This is a genomic window from Micrococcus sp. KRD128 (assembly GCF_017168395.1).
GTDB lineage: Bacteria > Actinomycetota > Actinomycetes > Actinomycetales > Micrococcaceae > Micrococcus > Micrococcus luteus.
Genome location: NZ_JABFAX010000015.1, coordinates 370,957 through 395,502, shown reverse-complemented (window position 1 = coordinate 395,502; position 24,546 = coordinate 370,957). Strand labels below are relative to the sequence as shown.

The 24,546-nt window shown below is 72.8% G+C and carries 22 protein-coding genes and 2 tRNA genes; 4 read left to right on the top strand and 20 right to left on the bottom strand.

Features of this window, described 5'->3' with window-relative positions:
* Together J1M44_RS11960 and J1M44_RS08045 are read right to left on the bottom strand one after the other, a co-directional pair.
* Positions 1-767, bottom strand: a 767-nt coding sequence (locus tag J1M44_RS11960; protein WP_206480837.1) for an Ig-like domain-containing protein, incomplete at its 3' end; no start/stop codon positions are given.
* Positions 768-861: 94 nt separating this feature from the next.
* The gene (locus J1M44_RS08045; protein ID WP_098471630.1) at positions 862-1,770 is read right to left on the bottom strand and encodes a LysR family transcriptional regulator; all 909 of its coding nucleotides are present in this window, start codon (positions 1,768-1,770) and stop codon (positions 862-864) included.
* A 145-nt stretch (positions 1,771-1,915) separates the two neighbouring features.
* Here J1M44_RS08045 and gabT point away from each other — a divergent pair, with 145 nt between their 5' ends.
* Positions 1,916-3,238 carry a 4-aminobutyrate--2-oxoglutarate transaminase gene (gabT, locus tag J1M44_RS08040; RefSeq protein WP_144824144.1) on the top strand — a complete coding sequence of 441 codons (1,323 nt, stop codon included), beginning with the start codon at positions 1,916-1,918 and terminating at the stop codon, positions 3,236-3,238.
* Between the two features lie 81 nt (positions 3,239-3,319).
* On the opposite strand, the gene J1M44_RS08035 is transcribed toward gabT, so the two are convergent.
* From J1M44_RS08035 to J1M44_RS08020, 4 genes are all read right to left on the bottom strand, one after another.
* On the bottom strand, positions 3,320-3,631 hold the full coding sequence (locus J1M44_RS08035; protein ID WP_115261199.1) for a hypothetical protein: 312 nt from the start codon (positions 3,629-3,631) through the stop codon (positions 3,320-3,322).
* A gap of 199 nt (positions 3,632-3,830) precedes the next feature.
* Positions 3,831-5,216, bottom strand: coding sequence for an NAD-dependent succinate-semialdehyde dehydrogenase (locus tag J1M44_RS08030; protein ID WP_144824146.1), 1,386 nt, complete (start codon positions 5,214-5,216; stop codon positions 3,831-3,833).
* Positions 5,213-6,874, bottom strand: coding sequence for an APC family permease (locus J1M44_RS08025; RefSeq protein WP_144824148.1), 1,662 nt, complete (start codon positions 6,872-6,874; stop codon positions 5,213-5,215). Before J1M44_RS08025 ends, J1M44_RS08030 begins: the two co-directional genes overlap by 4 nt.
* 26 nt (positions 6,875-6,900) lie before the next feature.
* Complete coding sequence (locus J1M44_RS08020; protein ID WP_144824150.1) at positions 6,901-8,433, bottom strand: flavin monoamine oxidase family protein; 1,533 nt, start codon at positions 8,431-8,433, stop codon at positions 6,901-6,903.
* A 161-nt stretch (positions 8,434-8,594) separates the two neighbouring features.
* Here J1M44_RS08020 and J1M44_RS08015 point away from each other — a divergent pair, with 161 nt between their 5' ends.
* Entirely contained in the window at positions 8,595-9,287 is a 693-nt protein-coding gene (locus J1M44_RS08015) for a TetR/AcrR family transcriptional regulator (RefSeq protein WP_126860257.1), read from the top strand.
* A 96-nt stretch (positions 9,288-9,383) separates the two neighbouring features.
* Here J1M44_RS08015 and J1M44_RS08010 read toward each other — a convergent pair whose 3' ends face one another.
* A complete protein-coding gene (locus J1M44_RS08010; RefSeq protein ID WP_144824151.1) occupies positions 9,384-10,463 on the bottom strand; it encodes a hypothetical protein in 1,080 nt (359 codons plus the stop codon).
* A 269-nt stretch (positions 10,464-10,732) separates the two neighbouring features.
* Positions 10,733-10,808: transfer RNA gene (locus J1M44_RS08005), tRNA-Ala, on the bottom strand.
* 169 nt (positions 10,809-10,977) lie between these two features.
* Here J1M44_RS08005 and J1M44_RS08000 point away from each other — a divergent pair.
* Complete coding sequence (locus tag J1M44_RS08000) at positions 10,978-12,108, top strand: oxidoreductase (RefSeq protein WP_144824152.1); 1,131 nt, start codon at positions 10,978-10,980, stop codon at positions 12,106-12,108.
* Between the two features lie 86 nt (positions 12,109-12,194).
* Here J1M44_RS08000 and J1M44_RS07995 read toward each other — a convergent pair.
* The 11 genes from J1M44_RS07995 to J1M44_RS07945 form a co-directional block, all read right to left on the bottom strand.
* A tRNA-Ala gene (locus tag J1M44_RS07995) sits at positions 12,195-12,270 on the bottom strand.
* A 121-nt stretch (positions 12,271-12,391) separates the two neighbouring features.
* Positions 12,392-13,057 carry a histidine phosphatase family protein gene (locus J1M44_RS07990; protein ID WP_144824153.1) on the bottom strand — a complete coding sequence of 222 codons (666 nt, stop codon included), beginning with the start codon at positions 13,055-13,057 and terminating at the stop codon, positions 12,392-12,394.
* A gap of 13 nt (positions 13,058-13,070) precedes the next feature.
* Positions 13,071-13,496 carry a ribosome silencing factor gene (rsfS, locus tag J1M44_RS07985; protein WP_144824154.1) on the bottom strand — a complete coding sequence of 142 codons (426 nt, stop codon included), beginning with the start codon at positions 13,494-13,496 and terminating at the stop codon, positions 13,071-13,073.
* Positions 13,493-14,140, bottom strand: coding sequence for a nicotinate-nucleotide adenylyltransferase (gene nadD / locus J1M44_RS07980; RefSeq protein ID WP_002853904.1), 648 nt, complete (start codon positions 14,138-14,140; stop codon positions 13,493-13,495). The genes rsfS and nadD overlap by 4 nt, the downstream gene beginning before the upstream one ends.
* A gap of 74 nt (positions 14,141-14,214) precedes the next feature.
* Positions 14,215-14,436 carry a hypothetical protein gene (locus J1M44_RS07975; RefSeq protein WP_002853906.1) on the bottom strand — a complete coding sequence of 74 codons (222 nt, stop codon included), beginning with the start codon at positions 14,434-14,436 and terminating at the stop codon, positions 14,215-14,217.
* Positions 14,437-14,515: 79 nt separating this feature from the next.
* The gene (locus J1M44_RS07970; protein ID WP_144824155.1) at positions 14,516-15,865 is read right to left on the bottom strand and encodes a glutamate-5-semialdehyde dehydrogenase; all 1,350 of its coding nucleotides are present in this window, start codon (positions 15,863-15,865) and stop codon (positions 14,516-14,518) included.
* A 72-nt stretch (positions 15,866-15,937) separates the two neighbouring features.
* Positions 15,938-17,143 carry a glutamate 5-kinase gene (gene proB / locus J1M44_RS07965; protein WP_144824156.1) on the bottom strand — a complete coding sequence of 402 codons (1,206 nt, stop codon included), beginning with the start codon at positions 17,141-17,143 and terminating at the stop codon, positions 15,938-15,940.
* Between the two features lie 3 nt (positions 17,144-17,146).
* Complete coding sequence (gene obgE / locus J1M44_RS07960; protein WP_002853912.1) at positions 17,147-18,694, bottom strand: GTPase ObgE; 1,548 nt, start codon at positions 18,692-18,694, stop codon at positions 17,147-17,149.
* 169 nt (positions 18,695-18,863) lie between these two features.
* The gene (gene rpmA / locus J1M44_RS07955) at positions 18,864-19,121 is read right to left on the bottom strand and encodes a 50S ribosomal protein L27 (RefSeq protein ID WP_002853915.1); all 258 of its coding nucleotides are present in this window, start codon (positions 19,119-19,121) and stop codon (positions 18,864-18,866) included.
* Positions 19,122-19,172: 51 nt separating this feature from the next.
* On the bottom strand, positions 19,173-19,478 hold the full coding sequence (gene rplU, locus J1M44_RS07950) for a 50S ribosomal protein L21 (RefSeq protein WP_002853919.1): 306 nt from the start codon (positions 19,476-19,478) through the stop codon (positions 19,173-19,175).
* 232 nt (positions 19,479-19,710) lie between these two features.
* A complete protein-coding gene (locus J1M44_RS07945) occupies positions 19,711-22,974 on the bottom strand; it encodes an Rne/Rng family ribonuclease (RefSeq protein ID WP_241252878.1) in 3,264 nt (1,087 codons plus the stop codon).
* Positions 22,975-23,371: 397 nt separating this feature from the next.
* Here J1M44_RS07945 and J1M44_RS07940 point away from each other — a divergent pair, with 397 nt between their 5' ends.
* Positions 23,372-24,031 (top strand): vitamin K epoxide reductase family protein, encoded by a 660-nt coding sequence (locus tag J1M44_RS07940; protein ID WP_144824158.1) that lies wholly within the window; start codon positions 23,372-23,374, stop codon positions 24,029-24,031.
* An 86-nt stretch (positions 24,032-24,117) separates the two neighbouring features.
* On the opposite strand, the gene ndk is transcribed toward J1M44_RS07940, so the two are convergent.
* Positions 24,118-24,540: a nucleoside-diphosphate kinase gene (gene ndk, locus J1M44_RS07935; RefSeq protein ID WP_144824159.1), complete on the bottom strand. Its 423-nt coding sequence runs from the start codon at positions 24,538-24,540 to the stop codon at positions 24,118-24,120.
* Positions 24,541-24,546 lie beyond the last annotated feature (6 nt).

The window sequence follows — 24,546 nt, the reverse complement described above, 5'->3', positions numbered from 1 at the left end:
GGTGCCGGGTCGATCGGGGTGGGCGTGGAGTCGCCCGGCAGGTCGAGCACCTCGACGGTGAACTCGACCGTGCGGGTGACGCCGTTCGCGGTCATCACCACGGTGAAGGTGTCAGTCCCGAGGAAGTCCTTGTCCGGGGTGTAGCCGAAGGAGGTGCCGCCGATCTCGACGGTCCCGTGCTGCGGCGCGACGGTGAGCTCGGCGTCGATCGGGCTCGGCACGCCGCCGTCCTCGGTCACGAGGGACTCGACGACGGTCGCGTTCTGGTCCGTGTAGACGCGCCACGTGGCGACCTCGGCCCAGTCCTCGAACGGGATGAACTCCTCGGCCTCGATCGGGGTCATGGTGCCGTCGGCGGCGAAGGCCGCGCCGAAGGCGAGCTGGCCGGCGCCGTAGACGTGCACCTCGTAGGGCTGAGCCAGGTCGCCGCCGAGGGCCTGCTCGATGTCGCGCAGGAACACGGCGCCCATGTCGTCCTCGGTGATGAAGTCGACCTGGATCTCGGTCTCCTCCCCCGACGCGGTGACGACGACGGCGCGGATGTCCTCGGTCGCGAAGTTGTCGTAGAGGACGAACTCCATCAGGTCCTCGTCCGCGCGGACGAACGTGCCGGACGGGGTGCCGTGCTCGGGCGTCCAGGTGGCGGCGTGGGCCGGGGCGGCGGCGACGCCGACGAGGACGGCGGCACCGAGGGCGGTGGCGGACAGGCGGGCGGGCAACTGCAGGGACATGGGGTCCTCCGGTTCGGCGGTGCGGGCGTGGGTCACCCGGGGTCGGTGCAGGTGATGTGGGTCACGGACACCTCGACCCTATCTGCAACTTGTGCATATGTTGAGCGCTGCCTGTCCACTGCCGCCGAATTCACTCACTCTTCCTGTGAGACGCCCCATCCCCGGGCTCGGCATAGCGGTCCCGGACGAAGGCCTGCAGCCGGCGGGCGATCGCCTCCAGCGTCTCGGCGGCGAAGTGATCCTCCCGCCATGCCGCGTGCAGTCGCACCGTGAGCGTCCGCCCCTGCGCGATGACCCGCACCGGCGTCAACCCGAAGGCCGGGTCCTCCGTGACGACGGCGACGCCCGCCCCCGTCGCGACCAGGGCCTGGGCCACCCGCCCGGAGTTCGCCTCGACGAGGGCCGGCGGCGTGAGGCCCGCCACGGCCACGGCGCCGTCGAGGACGCGCCGAGCCATGAAGGTGCGGGCGGGCGCGACGACGGGCTGGGCCACGAGGTCGTCGAGGGACACCCGCGTCCGGCCCGCCCAGGGGTGGCCCGGGGCGACGTACGCCCAGACCGGCAGGTCCATCAGCGGCAGCGACGCGACGGAGGGCGGCGGCACCGTCGGCATCACCACGAGGTCGTGCCGCGCGACGGCGTCGAGCAGCGAGTCGTCCAGCTGGGTCTCCGCGACGCGCGGGCGCGGGTCCTCCTCCCCGAAGGTGGCCACGAACGGCAGCACGACGTCGATGAGGGTGGTGCCCGGCGCGGCCACGGCCACGTCCGTGAGCCGACCGGAGGCGAGCGCGCGGGCCGCCTGCTCCGCCCGTCGATGGGCGACGAGGACCTCGCGCGCCACCGGGAGGAACGCCTCGCCGGCCGTCGTCAGCTCGAGACGGCCGCCGACCCGGGCGAACAGGGGCAGGCGCAGCTCACGCTGAAGCCGCTGCAGCTGCCGACTGAGCGCGGACTGCACGAGATCCAGGCGGATCGCGGCCCCCGAGACCGTGCCGACCTCGGCCACTGTGACGAAGGCCCTGAGCAGTTTCTCCTCCATGCCGGATGAGCATAGCCTTCATGCCAGATCATCACTGGACGGCATGGACTCGACGCCCCACCATGGGAGGACGCGGCCCGACGCGTCGTCGTCGTGCCCACCCGTCGTCCCCGCTCCCCGTGAGCCGTCCCCAGGAGGCATCCCCATGACCGCCACCCCCGACCTCGAGCAGACCCGCCATCTGGCCACCGAGCTGCCCGGCCCTCGCTCCCGTGAGCTCGCCGAGCGCCAGAAGCGCGCCGTCCCGGCCGGAGTGGCCACCACCATGCCGGTGTACGCGGCCCGCGCCGCGGGCGGCATCCTCGAGGACGTGGACGGCAACCGCCTGATCGACCTGGCCTCCGGCATCGCCGTCACCTCCGTGGGCGCCTCCCACCCGCGCGTCGTGGCCGCCGTCCAGGAGCAGGTCGCGCAGTTCACCCACACCTCGTTCATGATCACGCCCTACGAGGGCTACGTGGCCGTGGCCGAGCAGCTGGACCGCACCAGCCCGATCCCCGGCGAGACCCGCACCGCCCTGTTCAACTCCGGCGCCGAGGCCGTGGAGAACGCCGTCAAGGTGGCCCGCGCCTACACCGGCAAGCAGGCCGTGGCCGCGTTCGACCACGCCTATCACGGCCGCACCACCCTGACGATGGCGCTGACCGCCAAGTCCATGCCCTACAAGCACAGCTTCGGACCGTTCGCCCCCGAGATCTACCGCGTGCCCGGCTCCTACCCGCTGCGCGACGGCCTGTCCGGCGCCGAGGCCGCGCAGCGCGCCGTCTCCGCGCTGGAGAAGCAGATCGGTGCCGACAACCTGGCCGCCGTGATCATGGAGCCGATCCAGGGCGAGGGCGGCTTCATCGTCCCGGCCGAGGGCTTCCTGCCGGCCGTGGTCGCGTGGTGCAAGGCCAACGACGTCCTGTTCATCGCGGACGAGGTCCAGTCCGGCATCGCCCGCACCGGCGCCTGGTTCGCCTCCGAGACCGAGGGCATCGAGCCGGACCTGATGGCGACCGCCAAGGGCATCGCCGGCGGCATGCCGCTCTCCGGCGTCACCGGCCGCGCCGAGGTGATGGACTCCGTGCACCCGGGCGGCCTCGGGGGCACCTATGGCGGCAACCCCGTCGCCACGGCGGCGGCGCTCGCCGTGTTCGAGGCCGTCGAGGAGGACAGCCTCCTCGAGAAGGCTCGCCGGATCGAGCAGGTCATCCGCGAGCACTTCGAGCAGAACGCGGACGACCGCATCGCCGAGGTCCGCGGCCGCGGCGCGATGATGGCGATCGAGTTCGTGGACCCCGCCACCGGCGCGCCGGACGCGACGCTGACCGCCACCGTGGCCGCGGCCGTGCGCGCCACCGGCGTCATCCTGCTCACGTGCGGCACCTACGGCAACGTCGTGCGCTTCCTGCCGCCGCTGACCATCGGCGAGGACCTCCTCAAGGAGGGCCTGAGCGAGGTCACGAAGGCGCTGCAGTCCGCCTGAGACGCCGCCCCCGGCGGACCGACGACGACGGCCCCGCATCCCTGTCCGGGATGCGGGGCCGTCCGCCTGTCGGCACAGGACTCAGATGTCGTCCTCGTACGCCGGGCCGCCTTCGTTCTCCATGGCCTTGATGCGCCGGGACTTCTCGGCGGAGAAGATCCGGCGGACCCCCGTGCCGCCGAACTCGTCCTCCGGGACCAGCCCGACGCCGTACTTCAGCAGGGCCTTCTCCAGACGCAGACGCTCATCCACCCGCAGGTCGGCCAGCCCCTTCTCGAAGCGGCGCAGCTGCTCCTTCTCGAGGCCGGCCGCGGTGGCCAGGGTGCGGACACTGACCTGGGCGAGAGCGCGGCCGGCACGCGCCACGTCGAAGGTCATCGGGGTGGGGTACATCAGACATTCTCGATTCTGCAGTTCTCGACGGGGATCCGGTCCATGATGGCCACGCCTCGGATGAAGGGACAAGGGCGCGCCAGCCTAGAACCCGCTGTGCGGCAGGCGCGTCGCTGACCCATCGCTCCCGCCACGCCGGCGGGACGCGGACGGGCCCGCCTCCGGTCACCGGAGGCGGGCCCGTCGTCGTCGTGGGGTGTCAGTCCTGGACGAAGTACATCTGCTTGTTGACGAACTCGTCCATGCCGAGCGGGCCGAGCTCGCGGCCGAAGCCAGAGCGCTTGACGCCGCCGAACGGGATCTCCGCCCCCTCGCCCGCCGGCGTGTTGACGTTGGCCATGCCGACCTCGAGCTGCCGGGCGATCCGCTCGGCCTGGGCCTCGTCCCGGGAGAACACGGCGCCGCCCAGGCCGTACTGGGAGTCGTTGGCGAGGGCGAGAGCCTCGTCCGCGGACTCCACCTTGTAGACGACGGCGACGGGGCCGAAGAGCTCCTCGCGGTAGGCGTCCATCTCGGAGGTGACGCCCGTGATCACGGCCGGGGCGAAGCGGGCGCCCGCCTCGTCCGTGACGGTCCCGCCGACGTGGACGGTCGCGCCCTGCTGCCGGGCCCGCTCCACCTGCTCGGCCAGGCCCTCGGCGGCACCGCGCGAGGACAGCGGGGTGAAGACCGTCGGGTCCTCGTCCGCGGCCTCCCCGGGCTTCATGGCCTCGGCCAGGGACACCAGCTCGGCCACGAAGGCGTCATGGATGTCCGCAGAGACGATCATGCGCTTGTTGGAGTTGCAGGCCTGGCCCATGTTGTACATGCGGGTCGCCCACGCGGTGCGGGCGGCCTCGGCCGGATCCTCGGCGTCGAGCACGATGTACGGATCCGACCCGCCGAGCTCGAGGACGGCCTTCTTGAGGTGCTGGCCCGCGAGCGCGCCGATCACGGAGCCGGCCCGCTCGGAGCCGGTCAGGGAGACGCCGGCCACGCGCGGGTCGGCGATGAACTCGGCGATCTGGTCGTGCGTGGCGAACACGTTGGTGTACACGCCGGCCGGCACGCCGGCGTCGTCCATGATCTGCTGCACGGCCAGGGCCGAGCGCGGGCAGATCTCGGCGTGCTTGAGCACGATCGCGTTGCCGAGCATGAGGTTCGGCGCGGCGAAACGGGCGATCTGGTAGTACGGGAAGTTCCAGGGCATGACCCCCAGCAGCACGCCCAGGGGCAGGTGGCGGATCATGGCGCGGCCGCCCTCGAAGGTCTCGATGGGGCGGTCCGCGGCGAGGGTGGGGCCCTTGTCCGCGAAGTAGCCGAAGATGGCCGAGCTGAACTCCGCCTCCTCGACGCCCTCGGTCACGCGCTTGCCCATCTCGGTGGCGATGATCTGCGCGAGCTCGTCCTTGCGCTCCTCGAAGAGGTCCGCGACCTTCTGCACGATGGCGGCGCGCTCCTCGATGGGGCGGGCGGCCCACGCGCGCTGGGCGGTCTCGGCCGCGGCCAGCAGCTGGTCGACCTCACCGTCGGTGAGGGCGGGGAAGGTCTCCACGACCTGGTCGGTGCTGGGGTCCTGCACGCGATAGCCGGTGGGGGTGCTCATGAGTGGGTCCTCTCGTTCGGGTCCCGGACCACGGCAGTGCCGTCGTCGTCCGGACGGATGATCGGGACGGGTCGAGTCGAGTCCGTCTGCGGCAGGGTCTCGCCACGGAAGTAGGCCGGGTGGCGCAGCCGCGTCCACATCATCAGTACCACGCCGATGGCCAGCACGCCCATGCCCAGGATGAACACGGTGCCGACGCCGAACACGGACGAGCCGGAGCCGTAGTCGGGGTCGGTGGAGTCCAGCGCGGTCACGCAGAACATCACCAGCAGCACGAGGCCGCCGATCAGCGGGAACAGGAAGGTGGTGAGGGCGTTGCCCACCGAGGTGAACCACTCGCGGCGGAAGTACCAGACGCAGGCCAGGGCGGTGATGCCGTAGTAGAAGCAGATCATCAGGCCCAGGGCGGTGATGGTGTCCCACAGGGCGTTCTCGGAGAGCAGCCGCGTGATGACGTAGAAGAGGCCGGCGAAGCCCGCGCACACCCAGGTCGCGAAGGCCGGGCTGTTGAACCGGGGGCTCAGCTCGGCGAAGCGCGCGGGAACGGCCCGGTAGAAGCCCATCGCCAGCAGGGTGCGGGCCGGGGAGACCATGGTGGACTGCAGGGAGGCCAGGGAGCTGACGAGGATCGCGCTGGACATGATCACGGCGAAGGGGCCCAGGATCGGGCCGGCGAGGACCGCGAAGATCGACTCCTGGTTGTCCGGGTTGCCCGCGCCCAGGCCCTCGGAGCCGATGCCCGCCCAGGAGATCACGGCCAGGGCGGACAGGATGTAGACGGCGATGATGACGAACACGGTGACGGCGGCGGCCCGGCCGGGGGTGCGCTCGGGGTCCTTGGTCTCCTCGTTCATCGTGAGGGTCACGTCCCAGCCCCAGAACAGGAAGATGGACAGGGAGACGCCGGCCGCGACCACACTGAAGTCGCCCGCGGTGAACGGGTTGAACCAGTCCAGCTGCACCGGAGTGGGGTCGAAGCCCGCACCACGGGAGGACTGCGTCAGGGCGGCGACGGCGAACGCGCCGAGGGCCAGGATCTGGAAGGCCACCAGGATGTACTGCAGGTGCTTGGTGGTCTCCATGCCGCGGTGCGAGATCCATCCGGCCAGGGCCAGGTACACCAGGGTCAGGGGGATGTTGACCCACAGGTTGCCGGCCAGGTCCGCGATGGCCTGGCTCCCGGTGATCTGGGCGAGCAGCAGGAACGTGAAGTCGACGGCGACGGCCGCCAGGTTGGACAGCACGATCACGGAGGCGGCGATGAGCCCCCAGCCGCCCATCCACCCGACATACGGCCCGAAGGCGTGCGTGGCCCAGGTGAAGGACGTGCCGGAGTCCGGCACCCGCGTGTTCAGCGCCCGGTAGCCGAGGGCCACCAGGAGCATCGGGATGAAGCCGAGCAGCAGGATCGCGGGCACGTGGGTGCCGACGGTGCTGATGGTCGGCCCGAGGCCCGAGGTCAACGTGTAGGCGGGGGCGACGACGGAGACGCCGATCACCACCGCCCCGAGCAGGCCGACCTTGCCGGCCTGGAGCCCCTTGTTGCTCACCCCGCCCGGGTTGAGCAGGTTGACCTGCTCGATGGCGGAGGTGGTCGGGTACACGTGCTGGTGTCCCTCATTGTCGACGACGCGGCGTCGTGGGGTGGATGCGCTCATGAGGATGTCCTTGTCCGTCGGGCCGGTCAGCCGGTGGGCTGCCCCGCGTCGGTGGCTTCCCGCTCGGCGATGGCCAGGGCGGCGGCCTCGCCCATGCGGATCGCGCCGTCCACGTGCTGGTAGCCCTCGGCTGCGATGTCCGAGCACGCGTAGTGGATGGGGCCGGTCGGGCGGTTCTGGAGGTGGCCCCAGCGGGAGAGCCCGCCGAGGTCGTAGCTGGTGGCGTAGGCGCCTCGGGTCCACTCCTCGGCGGCCATGTCCGAGAGGAAGAACGCGATCGGCTCGAGGGTCCGGGGGCCGAGGTACTCGGCCATGGCGCCGAGGATCGCGGCCTTGCGCTCCTCCTCCGGCAGCGCCCACATCTGCTCCGCGTACACGTCGGACACGAAGCCGACGAGGGTGCCGTGCGGGTCCTCCTCGCCCGGGGCGCCACCGGCCAGGTTCTCGCCGCGGTTGGTGTTGTCATAGATCTCCTGGACGAGACGGCCGCCGCCGAAGCATGTGCCGGACAGGCCCTCTTCGCGCCAGAACGGGGTCTCGTACACGGCGTGCACCTTGATGACCAGGCCCATGGAGATGTGCTGGTGCGCGATCTGCTGCTCGCGCGGCATCGGCGGCTCGAAGGAGATGCGGCTGTAGAGGTTCGGCGGGACGGCCAGGACCGCGTAGCGGGCGTGCACCTCGTAGTCGTCGGTGAGCGCCACGACGTCGCCGGCGGCGCCGTCGTGCGCCACGCCGTTGCGCACGTCCGCGGCCACCCCGTTCTTCTCGTCCGCGGTGGACGGGTCCGGCTCGGCCCAGCGCACGGTGCGCACCGGCTGGCCGAGGACGACGTCGTCGCCCAGCTCGGCGGCCATGGCCAGGGACACGGACTGCATGCCGCCCTCGACGCGCTGGTCCAGGATGAAGTCCTCGTCCACCAGGTTGCGGAACGACCCCGCCGAGGCGGACATGAGCAGCGCCTGGAGCATGGAGAAGGTGTGGGAGGGCTTGGTCAGCATGCCGGAGGCGATGTAGATGGAGACGTTGTCGATGGCCTCCGGGTCCTCGGACTCCTGCTCCAGCCAGTGGCGGAAGGAGATCTTGTCCAGCTCGGCGGCCCGCGGGTGCTCCCACGGGGCGGCGGCGTCGATCTCGGCGGTCAGTTCGTCGATCTTGGCGATCAGGCGATCCATCTCCCGGTCCGTCTTCTCGGCCACCGGGAAGTCGAGGCCGTCGTAGACGTGGCGTTCTCCGCGCGGGTCCACATAGACGTTGCGACCGTCACGGAACCGGGGGAACGTCGGCAGGCCGAGCTCCTCCACCAGGGAGATGAGGCGGGTCTGGTCCGGGGAGATCCACTGGCCGCCGATCTCGATGAAGTGGTCCTTGCCGTCCGTGCCCTCGACCAGGCCGTTCCAGGTGCGGCCACCGACGCGCCGGCGCGCCTCCAGGACGGTGACGGACAGGCCCTGGGCCTTCGCGGTGCGGGCGGCCATGAGGCCGGCCGGGCCGGCGCCGATCACGACGACGTCGCTCGTCCGGCGCTCGCGGCCGACGGTGGCGGGGGCGGTGGTCATGGGGTGCTCCTCTGGCGGGGACGGGGCATCGGGCGAGGCCCAGGTGAATGCCGTTCATTTAGAGTGTCGGCGCTCACTGTACGGGCCGCGCGCCGGGAAGGGAAGGCCGGTTCGTAGCCGGCCTGACATATCCAGCCCGTCCCACGGGTCAGAATGGCCGGATGGACGAGACCCCTGAACCGCCTCGGACGCGCCGCCGCCGCGGACGACCCCTCTCCCCCGCTCTGAGCCGCGCAGCGATCGCGGATGCGGCGCTCGCGGTCGCCCGCACCGAGGGATACGAAGGGCTCACCATGGCGGCGGTCGGCCGTCGCCTGGGCGTCGCACCGAGCGCGCTCTACAACCACATCCGGGGCAAGCACGAGCTACTCGTCCTGCTGCAGGACGCCGTGATGGGCGAGGTCTCGCTCACCGAGCTGGAGGCCGCGATCCGAGGCGAGGCGCCCGTCGACGCCGCCCTGCGGGCGTGGGCGCGCTCCTACCGGGACGTCTTCGCGGCCCATCCGCCGCTGATCCCGCTCATCGCCACCCTGCCGATCGAGGGCGCCCCGTCGACGCAGCGGGTCTACGAGACGGTGTGCGCGGCACTGGCCCGGACCGGTCTGGCGCCGGAGCAGGTGCTGGCCCGGGTGATCGCGCTCGAGTCGTTCATCTACGGTTCCGCGTACGACGTCGACGCCCCGGCCGACATCTTCGAGGTGGCGGGGGCGCAGGAGCGGCTGCCCGCGTTCGGCGCGGCGGCCGAGGCGTTCCGGGCGGGTGGGGGCACGCGCGCGGCGGGGGCGCGGAACCCGTACGCGGACGCACCCTTCGAAGAGGGACTGGACCTGCTGCTGGCGGGCCTCGGCGACTGACCCGCGGACTGCCGGCCGCGTGTCATGCCGACACGGACGCGCCGCCCCTCTGTGCGAGAGGGGCGGCGCGTCGACGGATCTGTGCGCGGCAGGCTGTCAGTCGGTCAGGCCCAGACGACGGCGGGCCGCGACCAGCACCCCCGCGACGGCGGCGCCGAGGCCGGCCAGCCACCAGCCGGTGGACTGCCCCGTCTCGACGGTGTCCGGGGTCGTGTGCTGCTCGTCGGCGTCGTCCTCGACCGGAGCGGGCTGCTCCTCCTCATCCTCCGGAGCCGGGGCGGCCTCGTCGGCCCGGAACGCGGCGAGCGCCGCGGCGGTGTCCGGGTCGGTCAGGTCGAGCGGCTTCCCGTTGAGGACGCCGTCCTCGGCATCGAGGAAGCCGTCGTACGCGGCGGGGATCTCCTCGCCGACGTGCACGGTGACGGTCTGGACATGGGCGACGTGATCGCTGTGGAAGTCGACGGTGAAGGTGTCCGTGCCGACGAAGCCCTCCTCGGGGATGTACCAGGCACGGAGCTCGGAGTGCTCCGAGTCACGGAACGCCAAGACCTCGCCGTGGGCCGGCTCGGACACGACCGCCGCGTAGGTGTTCTCCATCGTCGGCGCGGCGACCAGGTGGACGATCTCGGCGCCCTCCACCCCGGGAGCCGACTGCATGGCCGAGTCCCAGACCAGGGGCCGGTCCCCGAGGTGGGCCGCCTGGGGGCCGTCGACGGAGTGCACGGCCGCCCCCTGATCGTCGGCGAGGTCGGCGTCCTCCTGGAGCGTGATGCCCATGTTCAGCATCTGCCCGTCGGCCACGACGTCGTACCGCACGAGGCCTTCACCGGCCGCGCCGAGCGCGCGGCGGGTCTCGAGGACGTCCACGGCGCCGCCGTCGATGACGTCCAGGGCGGTGAACTCGACCTCCTGGCCGCCCTCCAGGCGGGTGCCGTCCTCGGCCACCGGCGTGATCGTGAGCGTGAGGTCCTCCGGGTCGTAGCCGTCGTAGGTCTGGAAGAAGGCCGCGGTGACGTTCTCGTGGTCGACGGCCTGGAAGTAGCCGGCCTGGGGGCCATGGGCGTCGTCCCAGGCGGCGGCGGGGCCGGCGAGCGCGACGGTGGTCATGAGGCCGGCGGCGGCGACGGCGACGGGCAGGTGACGGAGGGAGGGACGACGGGTACGGATGACGGACATGGCAGCTCCTCACTGAGTCGGCCGAACAGGGCCGGCGGCCCCCGCCTCTGCAGCACCGGTGTTCCGGGCTCGATGGGCGGGGTCGCCTCGAGTCTGTCCGCCCAGAGCCTGCCGTGAAAGGGCTGTGCGACGTCGATGCGTGATCGACGCGGGACCGCAACCCGGCCGTGACCGGCGGGGGTGCTGTGCGGGGGCGCGGAGCACAGAGTGGTCACGACGGGGCCGGTACGACGACGAAGGCCCGGTCCGCATGGACCGGGCCTTCTGACTGGTGGAGGTAAGGGGATTCGAACCCCTGACCTTCTGCATGCCATGCAGACGCGCTACCAACTGCGCCATACCCCCAGGTGGGTGGTGACTCCGTTCCCGGCGGACCGGCTGGAGCACCTGGATAGGATACCCGGCCCGTGGCAACCGCGCAAACCGGCTGGGCGGCGTCGATGGACCGCCGCGGCCCCACGGCCTAGCGTGCAGGGGACGCACCCGTGCCCGCCGCCAACCCAGGAGGTCCCGCATGTCCCCCACCGACGCACCGATCCGCACCGCGCTGATCGGCTACGGCTTCGCCGGGACGACGTTCCACGTCCCGCTCCTCCGCGCCACGGCGGGAGTCGCGCTCACCCATGTCGTCTCGAGCCGCCCGGAGGCGGTGCACGCGGACCTGCCGGACGTCGTCGTGATGCCCGACATGGACGCACTCCTGGCGTGCCGGGACGTGGACCTCGTGGTGATCGCCGCCCCGAACGACCAGCACACGTCGCTCGCGCGCACGGCCCTGAGGGCGGGCAGGCACGTGGTGGTGGACAAGCCCTTCACGCTGAGTCTCGCGGAGGCGCGGGAGCTGCGCGACCTCGCGGCCGCGACGGGGCGGGTGCTGCGGGTGTTCCAGAACCGTCGCTTCGACAGCGACTTCCTGGGCATCGCCGAGCTCGTCCGCTCCGGCCGGCTCGGGGACGTCGTCCACCTCGAGTCGCGGATCGACCGCTTCCGCCCGACCGTCCGGGACCGCTGGCGGGAAGCCGCGGTGCCCGGGGGCGGCATCTGGTTCGACCTCGGCCCGCACCTGGTCGACCAGGCGCTCCTGCTCTTCGGCGTCCCCGAACGCGTGGACGCCGACCTCGCGGCCCTGCGTCCGGGCGCCCCGGTCGAGGACTGGGCGCACTGCGTGCTGCAGTACCCGGGTCGGCGCGTGGTCCTGCAGGCGTCGATGCTCGTGGCCGGCGGCAGCCCGCGCTTCGCGGTCCACGGCACGCGCGGCAGCGCGGTGAAGGAACTGCCGGATCAGCAGGAGGCGCAGCTGCGCGCGGGTCTGCTCCCCGGCGCCGCGGGCTGGGGCGTCGATCCGGACCCGATCCTCCTGCACGACGGGGAGGGGAACATCGAGCGCGTCCCCGCGCCGATCGGAGCCCAGCAGCGGTCCTACGCGGGCGTGCGCGACGCGATCCTCGGCCGCCCGAACGGTGACGCCGCCACCCCCGACCAGGCCGTCGCCGTGATGGCGGTGCTCGAGGCCGCCGTCGCCTCCGCACGGGAGGGTCGTGCGGTGGAACCCACACTCACGGCGGTGGAGCGCGCTGCGTTCCCGGGGGTGTCCCCGGCACCGACCGCGGCGGAGCGACATCACCGCGGTTCTGCACTGCGGTGATGTCGCAGGGCGGCGGTCGAGTCCCGGGCCCGCGCAGGAGCCCGACGACGACGAAGGCCCGGTCCGTATGGACCGGGCCTTCTGACTGGTGGAGGTAAGGGGATTCGAACCCCTGACCTTCTGCATGCCATGCAGACGCGCTACCAACTGCGCCATACCCCCAGATGCGGGCGTCACCCGCGATATTCACGCGCCGTTTCCGGCCCGTTCGCCTCGCTGGCAACTCGACCAGCGTACACGGTCCCCGCGCGGGCGCCAAATCGGCGTCCGGGCCGGGACACCCTCAGATGCCGTAGCCCTCGAGCGTCCAGTCGCCCCAGCCCTCGGCCCCGGTGTCCGGAGTGAACGCGCCCTGCAGCACGGCGGCGCGGGCGTTGCCGATCCGCTCCATCGCCGCGAAGGCTTCGCCCTCGTGACGCAGGAGCAGCCCCGTGGCCGCGCGGATCAGCGCACCGTGGGCCACGGCGAGCAGGGTCTGGGCGCCCCCGTCGCGCGCGGAGTCCGCCCAGTGCGGGGGCACGTGTCCGCGCAGTGCGCGCAGGGCCCGCTCGCCGCCCCCGCGCAGGGTCTCCCCGCCCACGGGGCCGGCGTCGAGCGCCGGCTCGGCCCGCCAGAGGCGGTGCTCGTCCGGCCAGCGTTCCGCGATGGCACTGAGCTCGAGGCCTTCCCACTCTCCCCCGGCCAGCTCCATCAGCTCCGGGTCGACGGCCACGGACGCGGCGCCCGCCCGGGCCTGGAGGACGATCTCGGCCGTGCGCCGCGCCCGGGCCAGCGGGGAGCACACGGCCACGAGCTCCTCCGCGTCCTCGAGCAGATCGCCCACGGGCCCGCCGGCGGCGCGGCGCGCCTGGCGCTCCCCCTCGGCGTTCAGCTCGATGTCCGTGTGCCCCTGGTACCGGTCCAGGGCGTTCCAGTCGGTCTCGCCGTGACGCAGCAGGATCAGGCGCATCTCGCGGACGCGCTCAGGAGGCGTGCGAGGCGGAGGCGTCGTCGTCCTGGGCGGCCGCGTCCGGGCGGGTGCTCTCCTCCGGCAGGCCGAGGTCGATCGCCGGGGTGTCCTTCCACAGGCGGTCCAGCGCATAGAACTCGCGGTCCTCGCGATGCTGGACGTGCACCACGAAGTGCCCGTAGTCGAGCAGCACCCAGTGGCCGTCGGACCGGCCCTCGCGACGCAGCGGCTTGACCTGCTCGTCCTTCAGCAGCGCCTCCTCGACGCCGTCGACGATCGCGTTGACCTGACGCTCCGAGGCGCCGGAGGCGATCAGGAAGGCGTCGGTCAGGCCGAGCCGCTCGGCCACGTCGAACGCGACGATGTGCGTGCCGAGCTTGTCCGCGGCGGCGGCTGCGGCGGTGGTGAGGGCGTCCAGGGTGGTCTGGGGAACGGTCACGAGGTCTCCTCTTCCGAGACGTAGAGGTGGTGCTTGGCGATGTATTGGACGACGCCGTCCGGGACGAGATACCAGACGGGCCGGCCCCGGCGGACGCGCTCCCGGCAGTCCGTGGAGGAGATCGCCATGGCGGGGATCTCCATCAGGGACACGTCATCGCCCAGACCCATGTCCGAGAGGTCGTGGCCGGGACGGGTGACACCGACGAAGTGCGCCAGGTCCCAGAGCTCGTCCACGTCCTTCCACGTGAGGATCTGGCCCATGGCGTCCGCGCCGGTGATGAAGAACAGCTCGGCGTCCGGGTGCAGGCGGCGCAGGTCCCGCAGCGTGTCCACGGTGTAGGTCACGCCGGGGCGGTCGATGTCCACGCGGGAGACGGTGAACCGGGGGTTGGAGGCGGTGGCCACCACGGTCATGAGGTAGCGGTCCTCGGCCGGGGAGACCTGCCGGTCCGACTTCTGCCACGGCTGACCCGTGGGGACGAAGACGACCTCGTCCAGCTCGAACTCGGCGGCCACCTCGGAGGCGGCCACGAGGTGCCCGTGGTGGATCGGGTCGAAGGTGCCGCCCATGATGCCGAGGCGACGACGGCGCACGCCCCCGGCAGTGGGCTCGGGGACGGGGGTGCGGGAGGCGACGGTCATGCGCTCAGGAGACGAACGGACGGCCCGCCGCGTCGCCCCCGGCGGAGGCGGCGACGCGGCGGGCCGGTGAGACGTCAGTGACCGGAGGTGTGCGAGCCGCGGCCGGTGCCGTGGTGCTGGACCGCGGTGGTGGGCTCGGGCAGGCGCAGCGCGCGGGAGCGCATGGACATGGTGGCGGCCAGGGCGGCCATCAGCAGCGCGAAGACGAGCACGCCGTACCAGATGGGGTCCATCGGCAGCTCGTTGACGACGTGGTGGCCCTCGGCGGCGGCCAGGATCAGGGAGGTGTTCAGCATGGATGCTCCTCGGTGCAGCGGGTCAGACGGCCGGGCCGAGGCCGGGCCGAAGGGGTCCTGGTGTCCATCGTAGCCCGGCTCAGCGGCGGATCTGCCCGTCGCCGCGCAGGATCCACTTGGTGGTCGTGAGCTCCTCCAGGCCCATGGGCCCGCGCGCGTGCATCTTCTGGGTGGAGATGCCCACTTCGGCACCGAGGCCGAGCTCGCCGCCGTCGGTGAAGCGCGTGGACGCGTTCACGATGACGGCCGCGGCGTCCACCTCGGTGATGAACCGCTCGGCCGCGGCCAGGTCGTTCGTGACGATGGCCTCGGTGTGGCCCGTGGACCACCGGCCGATGTGCTCAATCGCCTGGTCGAGGGAGTCCACGACGCGCACGGCCATCTCCATGTCCAGGTACTCGGTGCCCCAGTCCTCCTCCGTGGCGTCCACGGCGTCCCGGGCGTGGTCGCCGCGGTCGGCCAGCGTGGGCAGCCAGGCCCGCGCGGCCTCGTCCACGTGCAGCAGCACGCCGGCACGGGTGAGGGCGCGCAGCACTTCGCGGCCCGTCTCCTCCGCGTCCCGGTGGAGCAGCAGGGTCTCGGCCGCATTGCACACGGAGGTCCGGTGGGTCTTCGAGTTGAGTGCGATGTCCACCGCCATCTGCTTGGGTGCGGCCGCGTCCACGTAGAGATGCACGTTGCCCTCACCCGTCTCGATCACGGGCACCCGGGCCTCGCGGACCACGCGCTGGATCAGCTCACGGCCGCCGCGCGGGACGAGGACGTCCACCGCGCCACGAGCGGCCATCAGCGCGGCGACGCCGGGACGTCCGAGATCGTCGATGCCCTGGATGATGTTGGGGTCGAAGCCCTGATCCACGAGCGCCTCGCGCAGCACCTGGATCAGGACCGTGTTGGTGGACTCCGCGGCCGAGCCGCCGCGCAGGATCACGCCGTTGCCCGACTTCAGTGCGATGCCGGCGATGTCCACCGTGACGTTCGGACGGGCCTCGTACACGGCGCCCACGACGCCCAGGGGCACCCGCACCTGGCTCATCCGCACGCCGTTGGGCAGCGGACCGCCGCGGACCACGGTGCCCACGGGGTCCGGCAGGCCGGCCAGGGTCTCCAGGGCGAGGGCCAGCGCCTCGACGCGCGCCTCGTCCAGCTTGAGCCGGTCCAGCATGGCCGCCGAGGTGCCGGCCTCGCGGCCGCGGTTGCGGTCCTCGCGGTTGGCCGTGATGATCGCGGCCGCGTTGGCTCGCAGGGCCTCAGCCATGTGGCGCAGGACGGCGTCCTTGCGGACGCGGCCGGCGGTGGCCAGCTCGGGCACGGCCTGACGCGCCCACTCGGCCCGTTGGCGGATGGCCTCCTCGACCTCGGGCGTCGGCGCCTCGGCGTCCTGGCGGCCGGACTGATCCTGGGGTGCGGTGCTCTCGGTGGTCTGCATGCCTCCAGCCTATCGAGCGCCCCGGACGAGGCACGAGGCCCGGTCCGTCGACTCGGCCGGAGCCCGTGCCGGTCAGCGCTGCGGCGGAGCCAGGCGCACCCAGTCGTCCGCGTGCACGACGACGCCGTCGTAACCCGCGCCGAGGTCCTCGCGGAGGTCGGCGGTCTTCCGCCCGAGCATGGCGGGCAGCTGCGACGAGGAGTACTGCACGAGGCCGCGCGCCCGCACCCGGCCGTGTGCGTCCACGATCTCGACGACGTCGCCCGGCGTGAAGTCACCCGTGCAGCCGGTGATGCCCGCGGCCAGCAGGGAGCGGCCGCGGTCGATCGCCCCGGCCACCGCGCCGTCGTCGATGACGAGCCGGCCCCGGACCTCCGCCGTGAGGCCGAGCCACGCCGCGCGCGCGGACCGGCGGCGGCCGGTGGCGGAGAACCACGTGCCCACGTCCTGGCCCGCGAACGCGGCGCCCGCGTTCGCGGCCGAGGTCAGCAGGGTCGGGATGCCGGTGGTCGCCGCGATGCCGGCCGCGTCCACCTTGGTCACCATGCCGCCCGTGCCCACGCCCGCGGAACCGGGCACGCGCACGTCGACGCCGGCCAGGTCGTCGTCCGAGGTGACCTCCGGGATGCGCCGCGCGTCCGGGTTCGAGGGGTGGCCCGTGTAGAGGGCGTCCACGTCCGAGAGCAGGACCAGCAGGTCCGCCTTGCAGAGGTTGGCGGTGAGGGCCGCGAGGCGGTCGTTGTCGCCGAAGCGGATCTCGCGCGTGGCCACGGCGTCGTTCTCGTTCACGATCGGCATCACGTCGAGCGTGAGCAGCCGCGACAGGGCGCGGTGCGCGTTCGTGTACTGGGTGCGCCGCATGAGCTCCTCGGCGGTCAGGAGCACCTGGGCCACCTCGGTGTCGTGCCGGCCGAAGCTCGTGGTGTAGTGCGCCATGAGCTTGCTCTGGCCGACCGCCGCCGAGGCCTGCTGGGTGGCGGTGTCCTTGGGGCGTCGGCCCATCCCGAGGTGGGGGAAGCCGGCCGCGATGGCGCCGGAGGACACGAGCACCACCTGGGTGCCCTTCTGCCGCTCGGCGGCGAGGACGTCCACGAGCCGATCGATGGCCTCCACGTCCAGGCCGTCCGGGGTGGTCAACGAGGACGAGCCGATCTTCACGACCACTCGGCGCGCGGCCTGCATCGTCTCCCGCGAGGTCACGGGGTTGGCCCGCGGGTCATCGGAGCCGCGCGTGGCGGGGGTCGGATAGCGGGTGACGACGGTGCGCCGCACGGACATGGATCATCCCTCTCGATCGTCGGTGTCGTTCCACAGGCCGGAGCGTCGCTCGGCCTCCATCTCGGCCCGGGTCGCCGCACGGGCGGCCCGGCGGGCATCCTGCTCGGCGCGCTTCTCCGCACGGGTCGCGCGGGTGCGCTCGTCGAGCCGAAGGTCGGTGCCACGGGGCCCGGCGAGCAGCTCGGCTCCCGCGGACAGCGTGGGCTCCCAGTCGAAGACCACGCCCGTGACGTCGTCGCCGATCACCACGGCGTCGCCCGGCCTCGCACCGGCCTTGAACAGGCCGTCCTCGACGCCGGCCCGCTGGAGCCGGTCCGCAAGGTAGCCGATCGCCTCGTCGTTCTGGAAGTCCGTCTGGGCCACCCACCGCTCGGGCTTCTCGCCGCGCACGCGGAACAGCGGCTCGAGGTTGCGCTCCTCGCGGCGGATCGTGAATTCGGCCCGCTCGCCGCGGCGGCGATGCCGGCGCGGCACCTCGACGGGCGCGGCCGGCACGGGCTCGACCACCCGGGAACGGGCCTCCGCCACGAGCTCGGCCATGGCGTACTTGAGGGCGTCCAGGCCCTCGCGGGCCAGCGCCGAGATGTCGAAGACCCGCAGGCCACGGCCCTCGAGCTCGTCGCGGACCATGTCCGCCATCGCGGCGCCGTCGGGCAGGTCGGTCTTGTTCAGGGCGATGAGGCGGGGCCGCTCGTTCAGCGGCACGACGCCCTCCCCTCCCTGGGAGAAGACGGGCTCCACCGCGTAGGCCTCGAGCTCGGCCTCGATGGCCTCGAAGTCGGCGATCGGGTCGCGGTCGGACTCGAGGCTGCCGCAGTCGAGGACGTGCACGAGCGCGGCGCAGCGCTCGACGTGGCGCAGGAACTCCAGGCCGAGGCCGCGGCCCTCCGAGGCACCGGGGATCAGGCCCGGGACGTCGGCCACGGTGAAGCGCACGTCGCCGGCCTGCACGACCCCGAGGTTGGGCACGAGCGTGGTGAACGGGTAGTCCGCGATCTTGGGGCGGGCCGCAGACAGGGCCGCGATGAGGGAGGACTTGCCGGCCGAGGGGAAGCCCACGAGCGCGACGTCCGCCACGGTCTTGATCTCGAGCGTCAGGTCCCGGCTCTCCCCCGGCAGGCCGAGCAGCGCGAAGCCGGGCGCCTTGCGCTTCACCGAGGCCAGAGCCGCGTTGCCGAGGCCGCCCTGACCGCCGGCGGCGGCGACGTAGGTCGCACCCTCCCCCACGAGATCGGCCACGATGTTGCCCTGCTCGTCCTTGACCACCGTGCCGTCCGGCACGGGGAGCACGAGCGACTGGCCGTTCTTGCCCTCGCGGTGGTCTCCCATGCCCGGCTGGCCGTTCTCGGCGGACCGGTGCGGGGCGTGGTGGTAGTCCAGCAGCGTGGTGGTCTGCGAGTCCACCACGAAGGTGATGTCGCCGCCGTCGCCGCCGTCGCCGCCGTCGGGGCCACCCAGGGGCTTGAACTTCTCGCGATGCACGGAGACGCACCCGTGCCCGCCGTTGCCGGCGGTGAGGTGGAGGACCACGCGGTCCACGAAGGCTGCCATGGGAGTGCTCCTAGGGGCTGGAGGGATCGGACTCAGACGGCCCAGGGGCCGGAGACGCCGACGGCGGGGGCGGGTCCGGTGGATGCCGGGCCCGCCCCCGCCGGGGCGTCAGGGGGTGCGGGTGTCCTCGCCGGGCGAGGGTCCGCACGCAGACCGCACGAGTGTCAGATCACTCCGCGGCGGGGACGATGTCCACGACCTTGCGGCCGCGGCGCTGGCCGAAGGCCACGGAGCCGGCGGACAGCGCGAAGAGGGTGTCGTCCTTGCCGCGGCCGACGTTGCGGCCCGGGTGGAACTTGGTGCCACGCTGGCGGACGATGATCTCGCCGGCGTTGACGTCCTCGCCGCCGTAGCGCTTGACGCCGAGGTACTGCGGGTTCGAATCGCGGCCGTTCTTCGATGAACTGCCGGCCTTCTTATGTGCCATTGCTGTTGCCTAACCTCTCGGATGCTCGGTTTCGCCGGTGCCGGTGACGGCTCAGGCGATCCCGGTGATCTTGACCGTGGACAGCTCAGAGCGGTGGCCCTGGCGCTTCTTGTAGCCGGTCTTGTTCTTGTACTTCATGATGACGACCTTCTTGCCACGGGAGTGGGAGACGACCTCGGCGGTCACCTTCACACCGGCGGCATCGGCGCCAGCCTTGACCTCGTCCCCGTCCACCAGCATCAGAGCGGGCAGCTCGACGGAGCCACCGGTCTCAGCGGGAACGCGGTCGAGGGTAACGAGGTCTCCGACGGAAACCTTCTCCTGGCGGCCGCCAGCGCGGACAATCGCGTACACCACTTGGGACTCACTTCTCTCGACGTTTCAATGGATCAGATCGGGTTCTGCTCGCCCGCACCTCGACCGCGGCTGCGTCCGGGTCCGGCGGTCCCTCACCGGGACATGCGGGAGCGTGCGGGCGGTGAACACCGATGGTCCAGCATACTCGCTGCCGGGCGTCCGGACCAAACAGAGGCGTGTCGGCGCGTCGCCGCCGCCCGGGGCGGGCCCGGGGCGGCGGCACCGACGACGGTCAGCGGCCGCGGCGGGCCAGGTCGGCGGCCTTCACCCCGACACCGAGCATCACCGGGGCGGCACCCTGCGGCTCGGCGGGGGTGGACGCCTCGGCCACGGCCGCGGTGAAACGGCCGCCCCGGGCGCCGCCGGGCGCGGCCTGGACCTGGACGTGGACGCCGTCGGAGGACACGGCGCGACGCGAGCGCCGGCGCGGCGATCCGGGCGCCGGGGCTGCCTGGGCCTCGGCCGGGGCGTCCGCGACGGACGCCTGCTCCACGTCCGCCGCGGGCTCCGCCGTCGGCTCGGTCGCCGCAGGCTCCACCATCACGGCCTCCTCGACGGCGGCCGGGGCGGCGGGCTGCTCGTGGACCTCGGTGGCGTCCGTGGACTCCTCGGGCGAGGGCTCGGCGGTCTCCACCGGAGCCGCGTCCGTGCGGTCGGCCGCCCGCTCGGTGGACGCCTCCGCACCGGCGGCCGGACGGACGACACCGTCGCTCGAGGCCCGGCGGGACCGGCGGCGCCGGGGCGCCGGGGCATCTTCGGCGGGCACGGGCGCCGAGGCATCCTCGGCAGGCACGGCCGCCGAGGACTCAGCGTCCGCGGCGACGTGCCGCGACGACGCCGCGCGCTCCGCACCCTGGTCCTCGGCGTCGGCCTCGGTCGAGGCCGCCTCGCCGTCCCGCCGGGACCGGCCGCGACCGCCCCGGCGACGCCGGGACCGGCGCGGGCGGTCGCCCTGCTCGGCCGCATCCTCCGGGGTCTCGGCCTCGGCGTCGGCCTCCGCCTCCGCGACGGCGGCCACAGCTTCCTCGGCCTGCACGACCGGGTCCTGGTGCTCAGGGGCCCCAGGGGCCTCGGAGGCGGCCTCCTCCTCGGTCTGACGGGGCTGCTCGGCGGACTCGGCGAGCCCGTCGTCGTGCGACCGCGCGGCATCCTCGGAGCCCGCATCCTCGGCGCCGGTGTCCCCCGACTCCTCGGCGCGGCCCCGGCTGCGGCGGCGGCCCCGACGGCGCCGGCGACGCGGCGTCTCCTCCTCGTCCGCCCCGGCCGGCTGCCCGGCCTCCGCGGCCTCGACGGCCTCGGCCGCCTGCTCGGCGGGGGCGGACTCCTGGGCGGGGGTCTCGTCCTCGGCCACCTTGCCGGAGGCCTTCGCGATCGAGTGCAGGGCGACACGGGCGGCCTCGGCCCGCTCACGGCGCTGCCGCTCGTCCTCGGAGTCGGTGGGCTCGGCGCCCGTCGTCGTGGCCGGGGCGGCGTGGGCGTGCTCGCCCTCGCCGTCGCCCCGACGCCGGCGACGACGGCGGCCCTCCGACTCGCCGCGCTGCTCACCGCCGGAGCGGCCCCGCTCGACCGGCGTGTCCTGGATGAGGATGCCGCGGCCGGCGCAGTGTTCGCAGGTCTCCGAGAACACCTCCACGAGCCCGGTGCCCATGCGCTTGCGCGTCATCTGGACCAGGCCGAGCGAGGTCACCTCGGCGACCTGGTGCTTCGTGCGGTCCCGGCCCAGGCACTCCACGAGACGGCGCAGCACGAGGTCGCGGTTGGCCTCGAGCACCATGTCGATGAAGTCGATGACGATGATGCCGCCGATGTCCCGCAGGCGCAGCTGCCGGACGATCTCCTCGGCGGCCTCGAGGTTGTTCTTGGTGACGGTCTCCTCGAGGTTGCCGCCGGAGCCCGTGAACTTGCCGGTGTTCACGTCCACCACGGTCATGGCCTCGGTGCGGTCGATCACGAGCGAGCCGCCGGAGGGCAGGTACACCTTGCGCTCGAGCGCCTTGTGGAGCTGCTCGTCCACGCGGTGGGTGGCGTACAGGTCCTCGCCGTCGTGGTCCTCCGGCACCCAGTGGTGCAGACGGCCCAGCAGGTGCGGGGCCACGTAGGTCACGTAGGCCTCGATGTTGTCCCACGTGGCCTCGCCCTGGACGAGCATGGCGGAGAAGTCCTCGTTGAAGACGTCGCGGACCGTCTTGATGGTCAGGTCCGGCTCGGCGTAGAGCAGCTCGGGGGCGAGCACCTTGGTGCCGGACGCCTTCTCCTGGATGCCCTCCCACTGGGCGCGCAGACGGTTGATGTCGTTCTGCAGCTCCTGCTCGGAGGTGCCCTCGGCCGCGGTGCGCACGATCACGCCGGCGTCCTGCGGCAGGTGGTCCTTGAGGATCTTCTTCAGACGCGAGCGCTCCACGTCCGGCAGCTTGCGGGAGATGCCGGTCATCGAGCCTCCGGGCACGTACACGAGGTAGCGGCCGGGCAGGGAGACCTGGCTGGTCAGGCGGGCACCCTTGTGGCCCACCGGGTCCTTGGTGACCTGGACGAGCACGGTGTCGCCGGACTTGAGCGCGTTCTCGATCTTCCTCGGCTTGCCGTCCAGCTGGGCGGCGTCCCAGTTGACCTCGCCCGCGTAGAGCACGGCGTTGCGTCCGCGGCCGATGTCCACGAACGCGGCCTCCATGGACGGCAGCACGTTCTGGACCTTGCCCAGGTACACGTTGCCGATCATCGAGTCCTGCGTGGTGTGCGAGACGAAGTGCTCGGCCAGCACGCCGTCCTCGAGCACGGCGATCTGGATGCGCTGGTCGCGCTGGCGCACGAGCATCTTGCGGTCCACGGCCTCGCGGCGGGCCAGGAACTCGGCCTCGGTGATCACGGTGCGGCGACGCCCGCCCGAGCGGGAGTCGCGGCGGCGCTGGCGCTTCGCCTCGAGCCGGGTGGAGCCCTTGACGCTCTGGACGGTGTCCGAGGCGGTGCCGACGGCCTGGCGCGGTGCGCGCACGCGGGTGACGGTGTGCTCGGGATCGCCGGCCTCGCCGCCGTCGAGCTCCATGTCCACCTCGCCGCGGCGGCGCCGGCGACGCCGACGGGAGACCACGGCGCCCTCGGCCCGGTCCTCGGACTCTCCGGCGTCCTCCCGGTCCTCGGCGTCCGCCGACGCGTCTGCGGCGCCCTCCTCCGCGTGGCCGCCCTCGCGCGAGGGGCGACGACGGCGCGAACGCCCGGAGGTCTCCGGGTCGTCCTCAGCCTCGGAGCGCTGCCGCGACGTGGTCTCGGTGCGCAGGACCTCGATCAGGTTCGCCGGCACGGCGAACGGGTCGGTCGGGTCGAACTGCAGCGTCGGCGCGCTCGGCTCCTCGGGCGCGTCCGCGACGTCATCGGACGCGGGGGTCCGCTCCGGCTGAACCGCCCCGGCGGCGGTGTCCGCCGCAGTCTGCGTCACGGCCTGTGCGGCCGTCTCCTCCGCACGTTCGTCTGCGCGGGTCGTGTCCTCGTTGTTGGCCGCCATGGCAGCACCTCCCGCCGACCGACGACGCCACACTCGCCGCCGCCCGGCGTGTCCGCGTCCGCCGCCGGCCGCGTTGCCCCGGGCGCCGTGCGCCACGGGTGCGCCGGGAGGCGGACTCCGAGAAGTCATCGAGTGGACCGCGTCGACCGTCAGGGCCCGGCGCGGAACCGCTGCGCCCTCGAGATCGGAGCCTGGGCGTCACGTGCCGTCCGCCGGCCGGCGCACGGACGCACCCGGGCGGGGCCCGGCGTCCACCTCCCGCACGATGCTCGACGCGGGGGCGCCTCGGCGGCGGCCCGACGTCGGGCGCGCAGCGGGCTGCCCCGCGGTGTGGCCACGGGACGGCCAGGGCCGATTCTCTCACATCCGCCCCGGGCACACGCCTAGAATCGTGTCCATGCCTGCGACCCCGCTGACGGACGACGTCCGCCTCTCCCCTGCCGACGACGTCCCCGCCGAGGAGGCCCGGCTCACCTGGTACGCCCGACCCGCGGGCACCGCGGCGCTGCTCCTGATCACCTCGCTCGTGGCGCTGACGGCGACGATCGTCATCATCGTCGAGCGCGCCCTCCTCACCGCGGACCCGACGCACCGCACGTCCTGCGACCTCAACCCGTGGGTGTCCTGCGGCCAGGTGATGCAGTCGTGGCAGGCCCACACCTTCGGCTTCCCGAACACGTACATCGGCGTGGTCGCGTTCTCCGTGCTCATCACCGTGGCGGTGTCCCTGCTCGCCGGCGCCCGCTTCGCCCGCTGGTACTGGCTGCTGATGAACGCGGGGATCCTGGCGGGCTTCGCGTTCTGCGTGTGGCTCTGGTACTCGGCCGTCTACAGCATCGGCACGCTCTGCCTCTACTGCATGATCGTGTGGGCCATGGTCATCGCCCAGCTCGTGCTCGTGACGTCCCGGAACCTGCAGACCGGCACGCTGCCGGCCCCGGCCAGCCTCGTCCGACTGGCCCGGGAGCTGGCCTGGCCCGTGATCGTGCTCCTCTACGTCCTGGTGTTCGCCTCGATCCTGCTGGAACTGGGCCTCGGGGTCATCGGGATCGACTGAGCCTGAGCTCCCCCACCGGACACGACGACGGCGGCCGGTCACCCCACCCGGGTGACCGGCCGCCGTCGTGCGGGCCCGGAACGGGCTCAGCCGAACCAGATCGCGAGCTCGCGCTCGGCCGAGAGGGTCGAGTCCGAACCGTGGACGAGGTTCTTCTGGACGGCCTCGCCCCAGTCCCGGCCCAGGTCGCCGCGGATGGTGCCCGGGGCGGCCACGGTGGGATCGGTCTTGCCGGCCAGCGAGCGGAAGCCCTCGATCACCGAATCGCCCGAGACGCGCGCGGCCACCACGGGACCGGAGGCCATGAACGCGACCAGCGGCTCGAAGAACGGCTTGCCCTGGTGCTCCTCGTAGTGGCGCTCCAGCATGGCGCGGGTGGGCGTGAGCATCTTCAGATCGGCGATCACGTAGCCCTTGCGCTCGATGCGCGCGAGGATCTCGCCGACCAGGTTGCGGGCCACCCCGTCCGGCTTGACGAGGACGAGGGTCTCTTCGATGTGGTGCGTCATGGGGTC

What these genes read in the sequence shown, in the direction of transcription:
- rpmA (WP_002853915.1), bottom strand. Translation starts at nt 19,121, where the DNA reads ATGGCACATAAGAAGGCCGGCAGTTCATCGAAGAACGGCCGCGATTCG.
- J1M44_RS08025 (WP_144824148.1), bottom strand. Translation starts at nt 6,874, where the DNA reads ATGAGCGCATCCACCCCACGACGCCGCGTCGTCGACAATGAGGGACAC.
- J1M44_RS07975 (WP_002853906.1), bottom strand. Translation starts at nt 14,436, where the DNA reads ATGCTGAACACCTCCCTGATCCTGGCCGCCGCCGAGGGCCACCACGTC.
- J1M44_RS08000 (WP_144824152.1), top strand. Translation starts at nt 10,978, where the DNA reads ATGTCCCCCACCGACGCACCGATCCGCACCGCGCTGATCGGCTACGGC.
- J1M44_RS08010 (WP_144824151.1), bottom strand. Translation starts at nt 10,463, where the DNA reads ATGTCCGTCATCCGTACCCGTCGTCCCTCCCTCCGTCACCTGCCCGTC.
- J1M44_RS08045 (WP_098471630.1), bottom strand. Translation starts at nt 1,770, where the DNA reads ATGGAGGAGAAACTGCTCAGGGCCTTCGTCACAGTGGCCGAGGTCGGC.
- J1M44_RS08035 (WP_115261199.1), bottom strand. Translation starts at nt 3,631, where the DNA reads ATGTACCCCACCCCGATGACCTTCGACGTGGCGCGTGCCGGCCGCGCT.
- J1M44_RS07990 (WP_144824153.1), bottom strand. Translation starts at nt 13,057, where the DNA reads ATGCGCCTGATCCTGCTGCGTCACGGCGAGACCGACTGGAACGCCCTG.
- proB (WP_144824156.1), bottom strand. Translation starts at nt 17,143, where the DNA reads ATGTCCGTGCGGCGCACCGTCGTCACCCGCTATCCGACCCCCGCCACG.
- obgE (WP_002853912.1), bottom strand. Translation starts at nt 18,694, where the DNA reads ATGGCAGCCTTCGTGGACCGCGTGGTCCTCCACCTCACCGCCGGCAAC.
- J1M44_RS07940 (WP_144824158.1), top strand. Translation starts at nt 23,372, where the DNA reads ATGCCTGCGACCCCGCTGACGGACGACGTCCGCCTCTCCCCTGCCGAC.
- ndk (WP_144824159.1), bottom strand. Translation starts at nt 24,540, where the DNA reads ATGACGCACCACATCGAAGAGACCCTCGTCCTCGTCAAGCCGGACGGG.
- J1M44_RS08015 (WP_126860257.1), top strand. Translation starts at nt 8,595, where the DNA reads ATGGACGAGACCCCTGAACCGCCTCGGACGCGCCGCCGCCGCGGACGA.
- J1M44_RS07970 (WP_144824155.1), bottom strand. Translation starts at nt 15,865, where the DNA reads ATGCAGACCACCGAGAGCACCGCACCCCAGGATCAGTCCGGCCGCCAG.
- J1M44_RS08020 (WP_144824150.1), bottom strand. Translation starts at nt 8,433, where the DNA reads ATGACCACCGCCCCCGCCACCGTCGGCCGCGAGCGCCGGACGAGCGAC.
- gabT (WP_144824144.1), top strand. Translation starts at nt 1,916, where the DNA reads ATGACCGCCACCCCCGACCTCGAGCAGACCCGCCATCTGGCCACCGAG.
- J1M44_RS07945 (WP_241252878.1), bottom strand. Translation starts at nt 22,974, where the DNA reads ATGGCGGCCAACAACGAGGACACGACCCGCGCAGACGAACGTGCGGAG.
- nadD (WP_002853904.1), bottom strand. Translation starts at nt 14,140, where the DNA reads ATGACCGTCGCCTCCCGCACCCCCGTCCCCGAGCCCACTGCCGGGGGC.
- J1M44_RS08030 (WP_144824146.1), bottom strand. Translation starts at nt 5,216, where the DNA reads ATGAGCACCCCCACCGGCTATCGCGTGCAGGACCCCAGCACCGACCAG.